Origin of the sequence: Fibrobacter sp. UWB12 (assembly GCF_900142485.1) — a bacterium.
GTDB lineage: Bacteria > Fibrobacterota > Fibrobacteria > Fibrobacterales > Fibrobacteraceae > Fibrobacter.
This window is the reverse complement of record NZ_FRAZ01000009.1, coordinates 1-18,035: the sequence shown is the minus strand read 5'-3', so window position 1 is coordinate 18,035 and position 18,035 is coordinate 1. Positions and strand designations below refer to the sequence as shown.

Sequence of the window (18,035 nt, the reverse complement as noted above, 5' to 3'; positions counted from 1 at the left end):
ATCGGAACAAGCTTTTCATGTAAATAAAACTATATAAGCGGAATTTATAACGAACTAAAAAATTGAAGTAAAAACGCGGAAATTTGCGAGAATTACAGCCGAAAAAGTACAAAGTGTATTATATAGAATTTCCAACTACTTTTTTACAGCCACAAGCATGACGGCGCCGAGGATCAAAATGATCCCTGCGATAAGGCGGGTGGTAAGCGTTTCTCCGAAGACAGTTACGCCAATTGCTACAGCAGTCACGGGTTCCAAAGCGCCAAAAATTGCCGTAGGCGTAGAGCCAATAATTTTCACAGCCTTAACCATAAAAATAAGCGAAAGCACCGTCGGCACAAAGCCAAGCATAAAGCCCCAGCCCCACGAACTTGCCTGCGTAAAAATCGGCGGAAATCCAGAGCCAAGCGTCACAGAGTAAAGCAACAAAAAACACAAGCAAAAGCAAATGGCGTAAAAAGTCATCTTCACGGAGCCCATCTGGAGGTTCACGCGATTCGCCATGACGATGTAAATGGCGTAAGTAAAAGACGAAATAAAGACCAACAGCCAACCGATGGAACTTACAGAAAAGCCTTTATCACCGTTGTACAAAAGCGAGACACCCACCATCGAAACTGCGATAGACGCTATCACGCTCTTTTTCATTTTTTCTCTGAAAAATAGCGACATGATGACCGCGACTTCAAGCGGATACAAGAAGAGGAGCGTTGAGGCAAGCCCCGCATCCATGTACTTGAACGAGGCGTAATACAGCAGAGAACTGATTGCAAAAAAGAAACCGAACGCCACGAGAATTTTGCATTCACGAACATTGATTTTGAAGCTCATTTTTTGCAACAGCATTATTGCAAAAAGAATAATCGCCCCCGTAAAGAAACGATAAAAAAGGACCGTTTCTGTCGAATAGCCTTGCGCATAGAGATGCAACGCACCCAGCGGATTCGTGCCGTAGCAAATGGCGGACGCAGCCGCGAGAGCGAAACCTTTCAGAGAAGGCAGACGAGAGACGAAAGACGAGAGAATCATAAAACTTTACTAGATCCTTCGACTACGATGCTACGCATCTTCGCTCAGGATGACACAAAGAATCATGCAGCCATCGTGAGCCACAAGCGGCACTGAGCAAACGTGCCGTGGTGGCAAGAGCGAGGCGAAGAAGGAATATTTCCATCAGCGATAGAGATGAGCGGTCTATATAGCAAACTTAGTTGCGTCGGCGAGCTGTACGCTAGCGATACGAGAAATACCCTTAATTTCTTGGGTCACACCGTAGAGCATATCAGCTTCGGCCATGGTACGCTTGTTATGCGTCACGACGATGAACAAGGTCTGCTTACTGAATTCACGGAGGAGCGCCATAAAGCGACCGACGTTAGCGTCATCAAGCGGACCGTCCACTTCGTCCAGCACGCAGTACGGAGACGGCTTTTCCATGTAAATGGCGAACAGGAGTGCCGTTGCAGTAAGTGCGTGTTCACCACCGGAAAGCGCCTTGATACCGCGCATTTTCTTGCCGGTCGGACGGACGTTGATTTCGATGTCAGCATCGAGAATGTCCATGGGCTTGCCCATTTCATCGACCTTTTCGACGAGGCTCATCTTCGTTTCGCCATTGAGGAACAGCTTACTGAACACAAACTGGAAGTTCTTCTGGATGCGTGCAAACGTATCCAGATAGCGCTGGCGGGCAATGTCATCGAGCTTTGTGATAGTGCGGTCGAGCGATGCACGGGCGCGATCAAGGTCATCGAACTGTTTTTCGACTTCTTCGAGGCGCTTCTTTTCGTCTTCGTAATCTTCCATCACGTTGACGTTGATCGGGCCCAGTTCCTTGATTTTGCCGCGGAGTTCTCGAATCTCGCGGTCGGCTTCAGGCTGCGTGTATTCCACACGTTCGACATTTTCTGGATTATCCAAATCGACGGACCATTCATTCGTGATGCGTTCGCGGAGGCGGTCGAGATTGTTCTGGAGAGATTCCTGACGACGGCCGACGTCATTCAGTTCCTTCATCTTTTCAATCATGTCATCGCGGAGACGGTTGACTTCATCACGCCAACCTTCAAGGTCGCCGCTCACGAGGTCATAGCGTTCACGAGCGAGGTCGCGGTTGCGTTCCAGTTCACGGAGCGCGTTATCTTTCACTTGCGCTTCGTCGGCGAGCTTGTTGCAATCCGTTTCAAACTTTTCAATAGAAACCGTATTCTTTTCGATTTCGTCACGGCGGTTGCGAATCGTATTTTCCAAGAAGTCCATTTGGTCGGCAATGGCGACCAAGCGGTTCTGGTTTTGCTTTAAGCGAGAAGTCTTGTCTTGCGCACTGCGTTCGAGTTCGCGGACATCTTCTTCTTTTTCGCGAAGCATCGTCTCGTTTTCACCGAGCTGGTCCGAAATCGTCTGGTAACGTTCTTCAACCTTTTCGACTTCAGTTTCGGCTTCGGCAAGTTCTGCATCGCTGTTCTTGGACTGCGCCGCTGCATCAATTCTGTTCTGTGCGTTCGTCACTTCGCCATTCAACTGGTTCAAGCGACGGGTGCAGTTTTCAACCGTATTCCTATGAATACGGATAGAAGCATCACCACCGCGCAGAGAATCGCGCTTTTCACGGATTTCATCGACCAAAGACGAAAGCATCTGAGTATCTTCTTCGGTCAGTTCTCGCAAACGGTCCACATTTTCTTCGCCGGTAGAAATATCACCCTGGACTTTTTCCAAGAGCGCTTCGGCATCTGCAATTTCGTTCTTGCGGGAAAGCGCACCCGACGTCGAGACACCAAACGATACAAGGCCGCTTGTGCGCACAATCGTATCGGATGTGACAAAGTTCAAGTTTTCGCCACGGTATTCCTTTGCGAGGGCGAGCGCCGTCTGCAAGGAATCCACAACAAAATAGCGCGAAAGAATTCCAGAAAGCCACGGAGAAACTTCGTCATCCGTTTTCACAAAATCTTTAAGCGAACCCACGACGCCCGGATTGTTCACCGGCTTATCGTAAGCAGGGGCAGCACTCGAAACAAGCGACATGAGCACCTTGCCCACATTCGCGCTCTTGAGCGCATCCACAATTTCATTAACGGCGCCATCGCCATTCACGACAACAGAATCAAGGATTTCACCGAGAGCCGCTTCGACGCTAGAAGCATATTCGGGAGTCGCCTCAATGCGTTCCGAAACAAGACCGCCAATCAAGTTCGCCTTGTTTTCCTTGAGGTAACGGTTTGCGTCAGAGCTATCGTTCATCACGCTCTGGAGCACGTCTATTCGAGACTGCAAGCGGGCTTCTTCGTTCTTTAAGCCCTGCAACTTCTGTTGCGCTTCGGTAAGTTCGGCACGTTCAGATTCCAAGCGTTCTTCACGCGTGGCGCGCTGTTCTTCGAGATTTTCAATTTCACGGTTCGTGTCTTCGATGCCCGCCTGGATTTCGGCAATGTTCGCTTCGGCATCGGACTTTTGCTTGTCGAGGCCTTCGATTTCGGTCTGCCACTTCGCGATATTCGACTGAAGCATGTTGACTTCGGCGTCCATGCGTTCGAAGCGCCCGCGGAGGGAGTTCACGCGGTTCGTGGCCTGCAAACGTTCGTTCGAAAGTTCACGGGACTGCGTACGCAAGTCATCGACCTTGTCGCGCATGACCTGGAGCGTTTCGCGTTCGCGTTCCAAAAGTTCATTGAGCTCATCCATGTCGTTTTCACTACCGAGAACGGCAATTTCTTCTTCGAGACGAGCTTTTTCTTGAGAAAGTTCCTGGGACTTGAGTTCGCTGCGTTCAATTTCGCCCTGCGCCTTTTCATTCGAAGACTGGAGGGTCGACATAGAATCACGCAAACGAACAATATTGTTGTTCAAGTCATTAAGTGCAATTGTTGCCGCCTGAACTTCGCGTTCCAAATCGCGATAAGCGTTTTCATCTTCGCTAATGGCGAGTTTCTTTTCTTCAATCTTCGCCTGGAGTTCAGTGGCCTGCGTCTTGGAAGATTCCACTTCATGATTCATACGCTTGGTCGTTGAATCTAGCGTGGCCAAACCTTCTTTATAATCTTCAAACTTATCGAGACTTACAGACAAATCGAGTTCGCGGAGGCGCGTATTCAATTTCTTGTAAGCATTGACCTTTTCGGCCTGAGTTTCATAGAGACGGACAGAACGGCGCACACTGCGCAAGTTGTCTTCGACACGTTCCATATCCATCTGCACACGTTCGAGCTGGCGGCGCGTTTCCTTGCGCTGCTGTTTGTACTTGCTCACGCCTGCGGCTTCTTCAAAAAGCACTCGGCGGTCATCTGCCTTATCCGAAAGAACAGCCTTGATCATGTCGGCGTTCATCTGCGAATACGTGCTGGAACCAAGACCCGAGTCAAAAAGCAAAGCGTGAACATCACGCAAACGGCATTCCTGGTTATTGATGAGGTACTCGCCCGAACCATCGCGGTGCACACGGCGCGTCACAATGACTTCGGAATAATCAGAAGCAAGCGTGCCATCGCTATTATCGATGACGATAGAAACTTCGGCAAGACTCATGGCGGCACGTTCTTCGGTACCGCTAAAGATAACGTCTTGCATTTTACCCATACGCAAAGCGGCGGCTTTCTGTTCGCCAAGCACCCAGCGGATGGCGTCTGTAATATTGGACTTGCCACAGCCGTTCGGCCCAACGACAGCCGTAAGACCCTTCGTCGGGAAGTTAATTTCCGTTCTCTGCGCGAAGGATTTAAAACCAAAAATCTTTAACTTAGTTATCTGCACTGTAGCAAAATGTAGTAAAAAAGTAGGAAGTAGGCGGTAGGCCCTACTTCAACTTAAAAGCCACGTTTCCGTCTTCGTCTTGAGATACAATGAGGTGCAGGCTGCCGCCTTCAAAGTCCAGGGTTGTTTCAGAATATACCATATGAACATGCCCTTCCTGACTGCAACCATTATCATCTATATCAAATACGTTCGGTTCGCCTTGTTTGGCTAAAGCATACACTCTAACGGGAGTGCTATAAGTTGCACAAACCTTACCTACACTTGCAAGCAACTTACCATTCCACTTGTCAAAGCGAACTCTCACCTTAAACGTCCCGACCCAATCTTCTTCGACGACGCGGCTCTTTTCGCCCGGTTCAACAGCATCGCGAATCCAAGTATACACAGACTTTCCATCTTCAGAAATAATATCGACTCCAAGAATCGTGACATCGGTCTTGTTTTCGACCTGGAGTCTCGTTGTCGTATCCGTAAACACATGGCTCATGCAAGCGGTGAGCGACAATGCTACCAAACAAAGGAACATGCGCAAATATTTCATTAGTTGCCTCCCTGTGTTGCAGAACCATCGACCTTTTCGTAGCGAATTCCCTTCGCTTCAATAACCTTGTTTCCCTGAGCATCAACGGTCGGAGTTCCAATATTCCGCAATTCCGAGCGGTAATTTAAGCCTTTATTCGGGTCTCTGCTCTTCTGGGTTGTTTCCATGGGAGCAGCCTTTGCAGCGCCTCGACCAAACCTATTGCTTCCAATAGAACCCACATCTATATGGATTTCTGCGATGAAGGTTCCTTTTGCCCCGAACATGTTGTCATAATCAAAGGCCGAATTGTACCCCAAGCGGAGAATGATAAAGTCAATAGCGCCCCCCCAAAGCAATTCCCTAGAGCCGCCAATTTCATTACGACGCAAACACGACGCTTCAAATCCAATCAATCGAGAAAAATTTGCCGGATAATATTTCAAAATAGCTGAATGAAAACCGCCCTTCGGAAAATCATACGACACATCTGCATAAAGCTGTTGCTCATAAAGATTTTGTTCTAAATTCAAACGAACAAAGTTATCATCATCGCCATTATTCTTACGACGATAAATCGTAGCACTCAAGTTCGGCAAATACGTTTTGTATCCGCTCCCGACACCACCGTAAAGTTCACGAGATTCCAAATCCAACGAAAGGCGAAGCGTCTGGAATGAATTACGGTAAAAACTTCCTTGAATACTTATGTTCTTGTAACGAGCATGTCCCCAATAGAACAACAGTGAATCGCTTTCGTTCGGGTAAACCCTCTTACTCGCCAATTCCAAATTCTGGTGCTGCAAGCCAAGCGCAGCCGTAACATCATATTTCGTATTCGTATAAGAAAAGCCCCATGTAAACGCCGACGAAATATGGGCAAACTTTCCATAATGCGGGAAAAAGAAAAAGTCCTGAGAATCCCAACCAGCGCGGTCATACCAAGTAAGGAAGCCCAAATGCGAAACGGAATCCAGCACCCAGCTACCAAAAATGCCATAATGGTGCCTAAACGCAAAACCATCATGAACACCATACTTACTTTTCAACTGTAACTGTTCTGACGACGGCGTGAAAGTATAACCGATATCAAAAAAACCGCCTCGCCCACCACGCATCACAAGACCAATATCTCGGAGCTGACGGTCGCGCATGACAAGGCCCCCCTGCGTAAGAGCCTCTGTAGGAATCGGATCCGCATAAGCAACACCCGCAGCTAACGCAAGCAAAAAGAATAACTTATTTAAACCTTTTTTCATGGATAATAATATAGTAAAGGATTTATGAAGGTTAGACGAGAGACTAGAGATAAATAATCGCGGCTACGCCGCCAAACTATAATCTTTCGTCTCTAGTCTGTAGCCGCTTGCGGCGTTCTTTGTACAAGTACCAAATGCTAGGCTCAGAAATAGACTTGCAAGCAAATCTGCATCATTCGCCTTACGCATTTGTCGTCTAAATCAAAATTGGAAATAAAGGAACGGGTTGTAGCTCTGGGTAAAGAGCGCAAGCGTTGCCAAAATAAATAAACCAAGTGCAATGAGCGACTTTTTGAACGAAACGTCAATACACCAGTCGTAACTGCGGAACTTCCAGAACGAAAGCAGACCCGCCAGCAACATGAACACAATGCACGTCGGCGTAAAAATTTCAGCAGACAAAATCACGTCGGAAGCAGCCGTTGCGCCAAGCCCAAGCATATTCTTCCACATGCGGACAGCATCGCCAATAGAATCCGCACGGAACAGCACCCAGCCAAAGAGCACAATCACCTGCGTCAAAAGGATTTGCACCACGCGAGGAGCCTTGTAGTACCAGGCATTCTTGTTGTTTGCACGTTCGACAATCATGAAGAAGGCGTGGTAAAGGCCCCAGCACACGAACGTCCAGTTCGCACCATGCCAAACACCACTCACAAACATCACGAGGAAAAGGTTGAAGTACATGCGACCCGTCGGCACGCGGTTACCACCCAGCGGGATGTACAGGTAATCGCGGAACCAGCTCGTGAGGGAAATGTGCCAGCGCTTCCAGAAGTCCGTAATGCTAACAGAGCGGTACGGGCCGTTGAAGTTACGCGGGAAATGGAACCCGAGCATAAGGCCAAGACCAATCGCCATATTCGAGTATGCCGAGAAGTCAAAATAAATCTGGAACATGTAAGCAAGCGAGCCCCACCAGCTATTGATGACGCCCGGAGCATCCGCCGCAAAAACGCGGTCTGCGATAATGCCCACCTGATTTGCAAGGAAAATCTTTTCGACAAAGCCGAAACAGAAAAACGCAATACCGCGAACAAAGTTTTCGAGCGTATGCGTACGAGTTTCAAGTTCTTCGGCAACCGTATTGTAACGCACAATCGGGCCCGCAACAAGCTGCGGGAAAAGCGCTACGTAACACGCGAATGTCGCAAAGTTCTTGACCGGAGGAGCCGTACCGCGCCACACGTCAATAGCATAGCTCATCGACTGGAACGAGTAGAACGAAATACCCACCGGCAAAAGCACGGTCATGATCGAGAACGGCTCAAAGCCAAGCATGGTCGCAAAATCATTTACAATTCCCATGCCGAACATATAATACTTGAAGAAGCCAAGCGCACCCAAATTTACAGCAATTGCAATTCCGAGCGCCACGTTCCGCTGCAACTTAGATGCACCCGGAGCCGAAATAAAACGCCCCGCCACATACACCACGAGCGTACAGCCGAACATGAGGAACACAAGCCACGGTTCCAGCCAACCGTAAAAAACGTAGCTGAAAATTGTAATGAACAAGTTCAAGAACGAGTGCTTGGCCCCGAGCTTGAAGAGAACAAAGTAGCCGACCAAGAACGTCGGCAAGAAATAGAAAAGGAAAATCTGGGAAGAGAAAACCATTAATTACTCGTTCACTTCAATAGCCAAGTAGCGCGGTGATTCGTCGTCAAAGTATTCATCTTCAACAGCGCCATCCCAGTTGCCTTCGAGCGGGATGAGTTTGAGTGTGTACTTGGACTTGGCCTTGAATTCGCCAACGTTACCTTTGGACTTGTCGGCCATCTTGTCCTTGACCTTGCCGCGTGCGATGAGCGGGTTATAAACGCCCACGAGAACTTCCTTGGCATCGAGCTTGCCCGAAACAACCTTTGCAACCTTGTACTTAAATACATAGACATAGCTGTACAGGTCATTGCTCGGCATTTTGCCCGGAATTTCGGTCAAACGCCCTTCAATGGTGATCGGGTCGGCGGCAAACACAAAAGCGGCCGCAAGGAACAGAGAAAGTATGATTTTCTTAAGCATATTTTTAAATTAGTAAATTTTGCGAAGAAAAATGTAATTGTGTGTTGTAGGACAATAGTCATTAGTCAATGGTTCGTAGATAGGCGCAAGGATTGAGTTATGGGGTAATCATCGAGCACCCCAGCCTGTCACGCCGAACTTGTTCCGGCATCTTCTTTTTATTTTTAAATCAAGCATTTATCACAAAATCATCAAAATTATTCGACACCCAGTCTTATAAAATTCAATTTTAGCTCAAAAATCTTCAATTTTTACTTTACCACAATTCATCAAATTCAAACTTTTAACAAAAATCATCAATTTTTACATTTTTAGGCTTCAAAAAATTAAAATTTTCACTAAAAATTTCAAAAATTTTCATAAAAGTCGATCTTTACCTCTTGCCACCCTCAAAAATTACTCCTATATTTCAACCTATCTAAATTTTCATCTATTCTTTAAAAGACAGGATAAATTATGGCAAATAAGACCTTAAGTGGTGCCGAAGTGATTATCGAATGCCTCAAGCGTGAAGGCGTTGATACTATTTTCGGCTATCCCGGTGGATCGGCCATTCCGATGTTCGATGCCATCCTCGACTCCAGCATCAAAGTTGTGCTCAGCCGTCATGAACAGGGCGCAACCCACATGGCTGACGGTTATGCCCGCCAGACCGGTAAGGTCGGCGTAGCTCTTGTCACTAGCGGTCCGGGTGCAACGAACACGTTTACAGGTATTTATACAGCACTCATGGATTCTAGCCCGATCGTCGTGCTTACTGCACAGACGACGACTCCGAACTTGGGCAAGGACGCCTTCCAGGAATGCGATACTAGCGGTATGACTTTTGCAACCGTGAAGCATTCTTACTTGGTGAAGGACACGAACGACCTCCCGCGCGTGATGAAGGAAGCATTCCACATCGCACGTTCTGGCCGTCCGGGCCCGGTGCTTATCGACCTCCCGAAGGACGTGACTGCAGGCCCCTGCACCGCTCCGTTCACAGACCAGATGGACCTTCCGGGATACAAGATTCCGACCTACGCTTCTACTGAAAGCGTCGAAAAGGCCGCTGAATACCTCAAGAATTCCAAGAAGCCGCTTTTGCTCGTGGGCCACGGTGCCATGATTTCTGGCGCACACCGCCAGGTGAAGGAACTTGCCGAAAAGCTCGGCGCTCCGGTGACCTGCACAATGCTCGGCCTCGGTGCATTCCCGACCGACCACGAACTTTCTCTCGGCATGCTCGGCATGCACGGTACAATTTACGCCAACAAGGCTGTCCTCGAATGCGACTTGATCCTTTCGATCGGTAGCCGCTGGGACGACCGCATTACCGGTAAGCTCAGCGAATTCTGCAAGAACGCCGTGAAGATGCACATCGACATCGACCCAGCCGAAGAAGGCAAGGTGTTGCAGCCGGATGTGTTCATGTGCGGTGACGCCAAGCTCGTCTTGGAACAGCTCCTCCCGATGGTGAACAAGCTCGATACCGCCGACTGGATCAAGACTTGCCAGACCTGGAAGAAGCGCTACCCGCTTACCTACGCCAAGCAGGGCGGCCTCCGCATGCAGCACATCGTTGCTACCGTGAGCGAACTTACGCAGGGCAAGGCCATTGTTACTACAGACGTGGGCCAGCACCAGATGTGGGTCGCACAGTTCTTCCACATCAACTATCCGCGTCAGCTCCACTCCAGCGGTGGCGCAGGCACGATGGGCTTTGGCTTCCCGGCTGCTATCGGTGCTGCATTCGGCAACGAAACCGGTTGGCCGGTTTGCAGCTTCAGCGGTGACGGAGGTTTCCAGATGACCGAAGCAGAACTTGCAACGGCAGCCATCCACAAGCTCCCCATCAAGATTTTCGTGATGGATAACAAGTACCTCGGCATGGTGCGCCAGTGGCAGGAACTCTTCTATGACCACCGCTATTCCAGCGTTGACATGAGAGGCAACCCGGACTTCGTGAAGCTCGCCGAAGCTTACGGCATCCCGGGTCTCCGCATCAAGCGCCCGGCCGATGCTGAACGCGTGATCCAGAAGGCTTTGGACTACAACGACGGCCCGATTCTCATCCACTGCGAATGCGAAAAGGAAGACAACGTGTTCCCGATGATTCCGGCAGGCGCCCCGATCACAAGCATGATCACTGAACAGCCGAAGACGCAGCTCGAAAAACCCACCGGATCGACGTAATAGGAGAATTAGAAAATGAAAGATATTGCACATTCTATTAGCTTGTTAGTGGCAAACCGCCCGGGCGTGCTCGTGCGTATTGCACTCGTGTTCTCCCGCCGTGGCTACAACATCGATTCTCTCGTCGTCTCCCCCACGCTCGACCCGAACTTCAGCCGCATGAACATCATCGCTCACGGCAATCCCGAGATCTTGATGCAGATCATCAAGCAGCTCGAAAAGCTCGTGGACGTGGTTCAGGCAAAGGACCATACCGGTACGGACGCAGTGGAAAAGGAACTCGCCCTCATCAAGGTTCGTTGCACTGCAGAACAGCGCACCGAAATCTTGCAGCTTTGCGACCATTTCCACGCCAACACGGTGGATATGACGATGACGTCCATGATTATCCAGATTACGGGCAACAGCCAGAAGGTCGATACCCTCAAGAGCTTGTTGCAGAAGTTCGAAATCGTGGAATACATCCGCACGGGCAAGGTCATCATGCTCCGCGGTGAAGATAAAACGTAGTTCGCGACTTCGTCGCAGTTACTAGTTATTAGTTAATAGTTACTAGTTAAGAGAACTTAATTACAAAAGACGCTCGGGAAACCGGGCGTTTTTTCTTTTTGCCCCCTCTATATGCAACGGATGCAACAAAAACGTTCAGCGGCAATCACAAAAAAAGCCAAAAATTACGCTTTATATTCCAAAACAAACTATATTAGCATACGGTAATAAACAAGTAAGGAGGAAAAATTATGAAAATCGAAAAGAAGAAGGTTACCGGGAATTCACGTCTGTCTAGTGCCACTAAGGTTGGTGTTGCCTCAGTGCTTGGCATGTCCACCGTTTTTATGAGCGGATGTTTAAGCGATGCCGAAAGTGGTCAAGTTATGGGCCCAGCAAACGAGCCGAATAGCAGCGACGCCTCCCAAACTCCGGAAATACAGTCCAGTTCCTCAGTAGCCGATATTCCACTGAGCCACGAACGCCTTAGCAGCGAAGCCATCGAAGTGCTATCTTCTTCGGCTGTACAAACGCCGAGCAGTTCTTCTGTTGTGCCAATTCAAAGCAGTTCGTCAGAAGAAATCGTCAGCAGCGCATCCGAAAGTTCTAGCAGCACATTTGTCGAAAAGCCCCGCAGTTCATCGAGTGTCAAAGAAGAATCCAGCAGTTCCACAGAAGTCGTCCCACCATGGCCAAGAGATTGCAACAAAATTGATTCCATGGGCGTCAACGTCATTATGTGCCATGACGACGATGATTTTCCGCTAGTGAGCATGGTTTCGACATACGAGATGTTCGACAACGTTTAAAAATCGCTATTGCCAAGAGTAACCATGAAAATCGAGAAGAAAAAAGTCGTCAAGAGCTCAAAATTGAGCAATTTTGCCAAAAGTGCCGTCGCAACGGCCCTTGGAATTGCAGCATCCTTCGGAACGACCGCCTGCGACGACAGCATTTCTGCAACAGGCAGCGCCAATAAAACGCAAGAACCAGAACCGACATGCGGTGAAGTCGCATGCGGAGAACAATTCAGCAGTTCAAGCTATACTGACATTTCTTCTAGCGGAGAGCGCCTCAGCAGCGAAGCCATCGAAGCACTTTCATCCGCAAAACAACCGAGCAGTTCTTCAATAGATACCCCGATTTCCTCGGGAGTACCTCATATTTCCTCACCTTCATCCCCTGAACGTCTCAGCAGTTCTTTCGTCGAAAAACCAAGCAGTTCGTCTTACGAGCCTATTATAGAAGCTGGCGTTCTCCCACCGTACGAAGAATCTTCCTCAAGCGAAACGCCATCAAGCTCGTCCGAGGAAAAGTCTAGTAGCAGCGAAGCCGATATCCCAGATCCACGGATTATACCTGTCATAGACACGCTCAGCCCCCGCATCCACCTCTGCGAAGACCCAAACAATCCAGGTTGCCTTATAGAAAGCATGGTGACGACATTCGAGCAGGACGACGTTCAAGCATGAATTTAGTCCTTTGCCTTACAGAACAATGTAATTTACGTTGTATCTACTGCTATTACAAGGAATCGCAAGCGGACCGCAAGACGGTCATGGACGATGCGACACTCGAACAGGCTATCCGCATCGGACTGGAACGCACGATTTTCTTTAAGCAGTCGTATTTCAACATCACGTTTTTCGGTGGCGAACCACTTTTACGCAGGGACGCCATTTACAAAGGTGTCGAATTCGCTAAGGCAATTGTCGATGATGCAATGGACAACGGCAGAATCGCACGCAATTTTAAATTGCAATTTGCGGTCAACACGAACGGCACGCTGTTCGACGATGAATTTTTCGATTTTTGTGAAAAAGAACATTTTCGCATTTTTCTTTCGCTAGACGGACCGGAACACCACCACGATATTGCACGCCGCACAGTCAACAATACAGGAAGTTTCAAAGCAATAGAAAAGCACATTCCTCGATTTGCAAAACTCGGCGTTGTCGCATTAAGCACAGTCACGCGAGCGCACGTCAACACACTTTTCGAAAGCGTCAAGTGGCTACACGAGCAAGGATTCCAAAGCCTTACTACAAGCGTTGATTTCGATGGAAAATGGACTGGCGAAGATTTTGACAAACTCGCTTTGCAATACCAGAAAATGGCGGACTATTGGAGAACATGCCGTGAAAAAGGCGACAAATTTTTCCTCGGCACAATACACGACAAAATAAAAATTGCACTTATCAATTCGCGATACAGACTTTATTCGTGCCATGTGTACAATGGAGCCATCGGTGTCGCGACAAACGGAAATATGTTCCCTTGCACACGGTTCATCACATCAAACCCAAACACCAACTATGTGCAGGGGAACGTTTTCACAGGTTTTAATGAAGCCGCCTGCGAAGAAATCCGGAACTTCTTAGACAACGACAAAAAAGAATGTGAAGGATGCGATATCCGCTACCGCTGTTGCGCGCATGAATGCGCCTGCACAAGCTATTACACAACGGGGACAATAGAAGGAGTGTCGCCCGAAGTCTGCACGCACGAAAGAATGCTCGCAGAAATATGTGATACGTTGTTAGAAAAAATTGCTTAGGAGGAAGCCGGGCTCATGAGCCCCAATTTTACACCTAAGTATGCATTTCAGCGCTTATTTTTCCCTAAAATTCACCCCAAAATACATTTTATCAAAAAGAAATACTAGAAGTAAATAAAACAAATACCAGTTGTTATATTTGTGACCAATGAAAACCTGGTCTTTGATTTTATTGCTATGTATTTCGGCTTTCTGCGCCATACCAAACGGAACAGATGCCTCAGCCGCACCTGAAGATACTGTTGACTTAGTAGGATTGAGCGCAGTTCCAAATAATTATCATCGAATATCACTCTTTTTGACAGCGCAGAGCTTGAGTTTTTCTTTGGGTTACGAATATTTGTTCAGCGATTTTTGGAGTGCTAGACTACGATTCGGATATATCGGATACAATAAGACAGACATCAAAAAACACACTGATACAGAAGGAACCATGGACATTTTCACAGTTCCCCTAACCGTGAAATGGTATTGGGCACGTCGCAACATGGGAACTTATCAATACGTAGACGCCTTAGGGAACAACCACAAAAAAAGCCAAAGCCAAGCAGAAGGTTTTATTCATCTCCAAGCCGTTCCGACACTTTACAACATTGACATTCATCGCGACTCCAATTCCGTCTCCAACGGAATGCATTTAAAAGAAAAAGAATTAGCGCTTTATTTAACTGCCGGTTTCGGTTTCAACTTATGCTATGAGAGATTTATCCTCACAACGGAACTAAACTTGGGAACATTCGTGAAATCTCCCAAATTCCAAAAGGGTACCAACGTACATCATACTACTTACGAGATTTACGTGGATAACAACAATTCAGGCACTCATCTTTTAGAAAAGACGGTTCTCGAATCCATCATTGCTATCGGCTGGATGTTCTAAAATCCTAGAACTGCTTCGGAAATTTCGTTTGCTTCGTCAGAACCGTCATCAGCACGGTCGGCGTTAAATTCGCCCCAGCCTTCGCTAGTGCCGCAGCCTACCCCAACATCCATCGTAGACCATTTAAACACGGCATACACGCGTTCGAAGCGTTCTAAAATTTCGGTCAAGACATCCTCTGGAGGTTCGTTTTCCACGATGAACGTACCGTCAATCGCAAGCAGTTCTGATTCGGGCAATTCTTCAAAACGGCACTCGTACTCGTCCGTCATGAAATCTTCGACAGAATACCATTCGCCGGAATCCACGCTAGGAAGCTCCGCTTCCGGAAAATGTTCCATGAAAGCATCCCACAAGGCTTCTAAATCCTGTTGGATTCCAAAGAAACGAACTAAGATTCGACAATCCATATCCAACCTCCTTTTGAATTTAATTTAGAAAGATTTTTTGAAATTTACTTCTGTGAGCGATAAGCGACCCGTATTAACGGGTCGTGTTCGCGAAAGCGAGGCGAAGATGGATTTTTCCAATTGCACAAGAGCCGAGCGGTTCTTATAAAACAGAAAAGAAAAGGGCTCTCATGGAGAGCCCTTTTCTTTTCTGGAGGTGAGGGGAGTCGAACCCCTGTCCAAAATCACGTCCATGTACGTTCCTACAAGTGTTCCCTTCGAATTTAAGATCTCGTCTTATCCACGCCCAAGAAGGTCGGCGCGGAGTTTGACCAGCCTAGTAAATCTCGGGAAATGCCCCCAAGCATGACACTTCCCTATCCCATATTGCGTCCGGACGTACACCCCGATGGGAGCGGGATGAGGCCCGGCGTTGCCGTTAATTAGGCAGCGAGTGCGTAGTTTTCGTCAGCACTTATTTTTTTTCAGACTTTTTAACGAGTTGCCCTCGTCTGAGACCTCGACTTGCAACTAACACTTCGGTAACCCTGTCGAAACCAGAGCACCCCCGGTGCCTGCACCGGGGGTGCTCTGGTTGAGACCCGTCGATTAAACGCGACCTTAAGGAGCGTTTAAGCCTTTGAGAGCGCAAGCTCGAAAAGCCCGTAGGGTGAGAATAACGCGAACAGCGTTATTCGAAGCAAACCAGAGCACATACCAGTGCTTTAGTGCTCCAAATATATAAAGTTCGAAGAAATTTGTAAAGTAACCAATTCGGTCGAGACAGGCCTATCGACGAAAAGCGAGCTAGCGAGCATTTAGGCCATTGAGAACGCATGCGTTTAAACGACCTCTAATCCATCCTATTAGATGTATCAGCAACTTCAGTGTAAAAATTTTTAGATAGAAAACGAGGTATTTTTGAACAAGTGGATTTTGCATTATTTTGTATATTCCGTTGTATGGAATAAGGTGTAAAATGAAAAAGACTTTGCTTTTAGTTTTTGTTTGTGCAGTTCTGTTTGCGGTTGCGATTCTTTATACCGCATGTTCGGATGACAACTTGAGCATAGTTCAACGATCAATAGATTTGCACCGAGATTCTTTAAGTGCAGAGACGTGGCTAGAAGTCGAAAAGAACGAGAACGTCAAAATTTGTTTCGACTCAAAGGTCCGCACATGGGAAACCTCGCTAGATACTAAAATTCTCAGTGAATCGTGTTTAAAAGTTCAAATTCCAATACTTATCGGAGTATCCCCTATCAATGTGAAATTCTTCGACTCAGACAACGCCTATAAACTCAATTTAGCGGTCGGCATGAAGTATCTTGATTTCAAAAAAGAAGAAGCTTTATATGGCAATGACCTTCGTCAAATGCGACCTCGAAAAGAGAAAATCGTGTCCGTTTCAGGAACTTATCTGGTAGATGAATATCCAGTAACCAATTGTGAAATCACACAGTTAATGTGGGATGAGATTCCCCTAAATCCCAAGGATTATCAGATCGAAAAGGAATGGTCTGAAAGAAAAAAGTATAGCACGCGTAACGGAAAATGCGACACCCATGACTCTGCTGCAAATATGATTTCTTTGTATATGGCAATGAAGTACGCCAATGCGCGCAGCATTCGAGAAGGATTGAAGCCATATTATCGTTTCTCAGCAACTAAAGAAAAGCACATACATATCATTACGCCTTATCACAAACAGCGTAAAGACATTACAGTCAAACCGAGATACCAATACATTGAAATTTTTTATAAATTCACAGGATACGAGGAACCGACACATCAATATGTTATAGCTCAACGCGATTTCACAAATCATGAAGATTCAACAATTCTTGTAACTACCGATTCAACATCTGACGGATATCGGCTCCCATTTTATGACGAATGGGTGATGCTTGCTCGCGGCGGAGAAAAAGAGGCTATGACGCCTTGGTGCAATAATTCCGCTAAAATTAAAGACGTTTCAAAATATGCAAGATTTGCCAAATATAAGGATGAAGTCAAATCAGAACCTGTAGGCCAGCTACAACCTAATGAATATGGTTTATACGACATGTTAGGTTTAGTAGAAGAACATGTCCTTTTAGAAGAGCACAATTGGCCAAGACCTATGGTAGATCTAATTTATACCTTAATCCCTTTTAGCCAAGAAAAAGAATCTTTCAAGTGCTATGATGAGGACTGTCCTTCCTGTTTAAAAGGTGGTGGACTTTTAAGCGATTGGAAAAAAATCAGCTACAGTTATTCAGCCATTGACTATTATAATGGTTACTCCGGCGGTTTCCGCCTAATCCGCAACATCGGCAACAACGCCAAATGGACAGAAGTAAAATCTAAATGACAAATGAAGGACCAAGCTATTCCAGTTCTCTTTTTGTATATTCAATTGTATGAAAATATTTTTGTTACTCCTAACGATGTGCTTTGCACTTGCGAATGCTCAATTCTATTACGACAAGCATGGAGAAAGCCGCGGTGCGTATAAGGATAGCTTGGAGTATTCAAAGTTTGTTGAGCTTGCAAATAGATTTCGTGGTTCGATTTTGGTCAAAAAGCCGGTTGAAGGCGTCAAGCCGAGAAAGAATCTAGAAAAGATTCCAGAAGATAAAATTCAAAGAACATTTAATGTAAGCCGCGATACTTTGGACAAAGAAAACTGGCTCGAAGTAGAAAAAAACGAAATCGTTAAAATTTGTGTTGACGAGCCTGTTGTCGCATGGGAAACATCCTTAAAAGCGATTATATCTAGCGATTCGTGCCTAGCTTTCCAAGCACCGACGCTTATTGGTGTTGAAACGCTTAGGGTGCATTTCTATAAAGAATACATGCCTTACTACATCAACTTCTATAACGACGTATATTCCTACAAAATCAATCTTGCCATCGGTATGAAATATCTCGAATTCAAGAACGAAGAAGTGCTATTAGGTTTTAATGTGTATGGATTGAATCAATTTTGGGGCATGCCTATAGAAAA

The 18,035-nt window shown here is 46.9% G+C and carries 14 protein-coding genes, 1 other RNA gene and 1 pseudogene; 8 read left to right on the top strand and 8 right to left on the bottom strand.

Annotation, left to right across the window (positions count from 1 at the left end):
• Positions 1-135 precede the first annotated feature (135 nt).
• The 6 genes from BUA34_RS13255 to BUA34_RS13230 all read right to left on the bottom strand — a co-directional run bounded on the left by BUA34_RS13255 (position 136) and on the right by BUA34_RS13230 (position 8,556).
• Positions 136-1,029: a DMT family transporter gene (locus BUA34_RS13255; RefSeq protein ID WP_072830388.1), complete on the bottom strand. Its 894-nt coding sequence runs from the start codon at positions 1,027-1,029 to the stop codon at positions 136-138.
• A 165-nt stretch (positions 1,030-1,194) separates the two neighbouring features.
• Positions 1,195-4,749 carry a chromosome segregation protein SMC gene (smc, locus tag BUA34_RS13250; protein ID WP_072830386.1) on the bottom strand — a complete coding sequence of 1,185 codons (3,555 nt, stop codon included), beginning with the start codon at positions 4,747-4,749 and terminating at the stop codon, positions 1,195-1,197.
• A 43-nt stretch (positions 4,750-4,792) separates the two neighbouring features.
• On the bottom strand, positions 4,793-5,293 hold the full coding sequence (locus tag BUA34_RS13245) for a hypothetical protein (RefSeq protein WP_072830384.1): 501 nt from the start codon (positions 5,291-5,293) through the stop codon (positions 4,793-4,795).
• Complete coding sequence (locus BUA34_RS13240; RefSeq protein ID WP_072830382.1) at positions 5,293-6,531, bottom strand: hypothetical protein; 1,239 nt, start codon at positions 6,529-6,531, stop codon at positions 5,293-5,295. The genes BUA34_RS13245 and BUA34_RS13240 overlap by 1 nt, the downstream gene beginning before the upstream one ends.
• Before the next feature lie 201 nt (positions 6,532-6,732).
• A complete protein-coding gene (locus tag BUA34_RS13235; protein WP_072830380.1) occupies positions 6,733-8,151 on the bottom strand; it encodes an MBOAT family O-acyltransferase in 1,419 nt (472 codons plus the stop codon).
• Positions 8,152-8,154: 3 nt separating this feature from the next.
• On the bottom strand, positions 8,155-8,556 hold the full coding sequence (locus BUA34_RS13230; RefSeq protein ID WP_072830378.1) for a hypothetical protein: 402 nt from the start codon (positions 8,554-8,556) through the stop codon (positions 8,155-8,157).
• Positions 8,557-9,012: 456 nt separating this feature from the next.
• Here BUA34_RS13230 and ilvB point away from each other — a divergent pair, with 456 nt between their 5' ends.
• The 6 genes from ilvB to BUA34_RS15790 all read left to right on the top strand — a co-directional run bounded on the left by ilvB (position 9,013) and on the right by BUA34_RS15790 (position 14,657).
• Positions 9,013-10,731 carry a biosynthetic-type acetolactate synthase large subunit gene (ilvB, locus tag BUA34_RS13225; protein ID WP_072830376.1) on the top strand — a complete coding sequence of 573 codons (1,719 nt, stop codon included), beginning with the start codon at positions 9,013-9,015 and terminating at the stop codon, positions 10,729-10,731.
• Between the two features lie 15 nt (positions 10,732-10,746).
• Positions 10,747-11,241, top strand: a complete 495-nt coding sequence (gene ilvN / locus BUA34_RS13220) for an acetolactate synthase small subunit (RefSeq protein WP_014547307.1) — start codon at positions 10,747-10,749, stop codon at positions 11,239-11,241.
• Between the two features lie 230 nt (positions 11,242-11,471).
• Entirely contained in the window at positions 11,472-12,029 is a 558-nt protein-coding gene (locus tag BUA34_RS13215; protein ID WP_072830374.1) for a hypothetical protein, read from the top strand.
• 24 nt (positions 12,030-12,053) lie between these two features.
• Positions 12,054-12,692, top strand: coding sequence for a hypothetical protein (locus BUA34_RS13210; protein WP_072830372.1), 639 nt, complete (start codon positions 12,054-12,056; stop codon positions 12,690-12,692).
• Positions 12,689-13,777, top strand: coding sequence for a radical SAM protein (locus tag BUA34_RS13205; RefSeq protein WP_072830369.1), 1,089 nt, complete (start codon positions 12,689-12,691; stop codon positions 13,775-13,777). Before BUA34_RS13210 ends, BUA34_RS13205 begins: the two co-directional genes overlap by 4 nt.
• Positions 13,778-13,925: 148 nt before the next feature.
• The gene (locus tag BUA34_RS15790) at positions 13,926-14,657 is read left to right on the top strand and encodes a hypothetical protein (RefSeq protein ID WP_139255951.1); all 732 of its coding nucleotides are present in this window, start codon (positions 13,926-13,928) and stop codon (positions 14,655-14,657) included.
• On the opposite strand, the gene BUA34_RS13195 is transcribed toward BUA34_RS15790, so the two are convergent.
• Together BUA34_RS13195 and ssrA are read right to left on the bottom strand one after the other, a co-directional pair.
• Entirely contained in the window at positions 14,654-15,067 is a 414-nt protein-coding gene (locus tag BUA34_RS13195; RefSeq protein ID WP_072830365.1) for a hypothetical protein, read from the bottom strand. The two genes, BUA34_RS15790 and BUA34_RS13195, sit on opposite strands and share 4 nt — an antisense overlap.
• Positions 15,068-15,255: 188 nt before the next feature.
• Positions 15,256-15,616, bottom strand: a transfer-messenger RNA (tmRNA) gene (ssrA, locus tag BUA34_RS13190).
• Positions 15,617-16,025: 409 nt separating this feature from the next.
• Between ssrA and BUA34_RS13185 the strand changes: the two genes are divergently transcribed.
• Together BUA34_RS13185 and BUA34_RS13180 are read left to right on the top strand one after the other, a co-directional pair.
• Positions 16,026-17,399 carry an SUMF1/EgtB/PvdO family nonheme iron enzyme gene (locus BUA34_RS13185; protein ID WP_072830363.1) on the top strand — a complete coding sequence of 458 codons (1,374 nt, stop codon included), beginning with the start codon at positions 16,026-16,028 and terminating at the stop codon, positions 17,397-17,399.
• Between the two features lie 49 nt (positions 17,400-17,448).
• Positions 17,449-18,035: pseudogene (locus tag BUA34_RS13180) on the top strand (hypothetical protein); the annotation flags it as partial.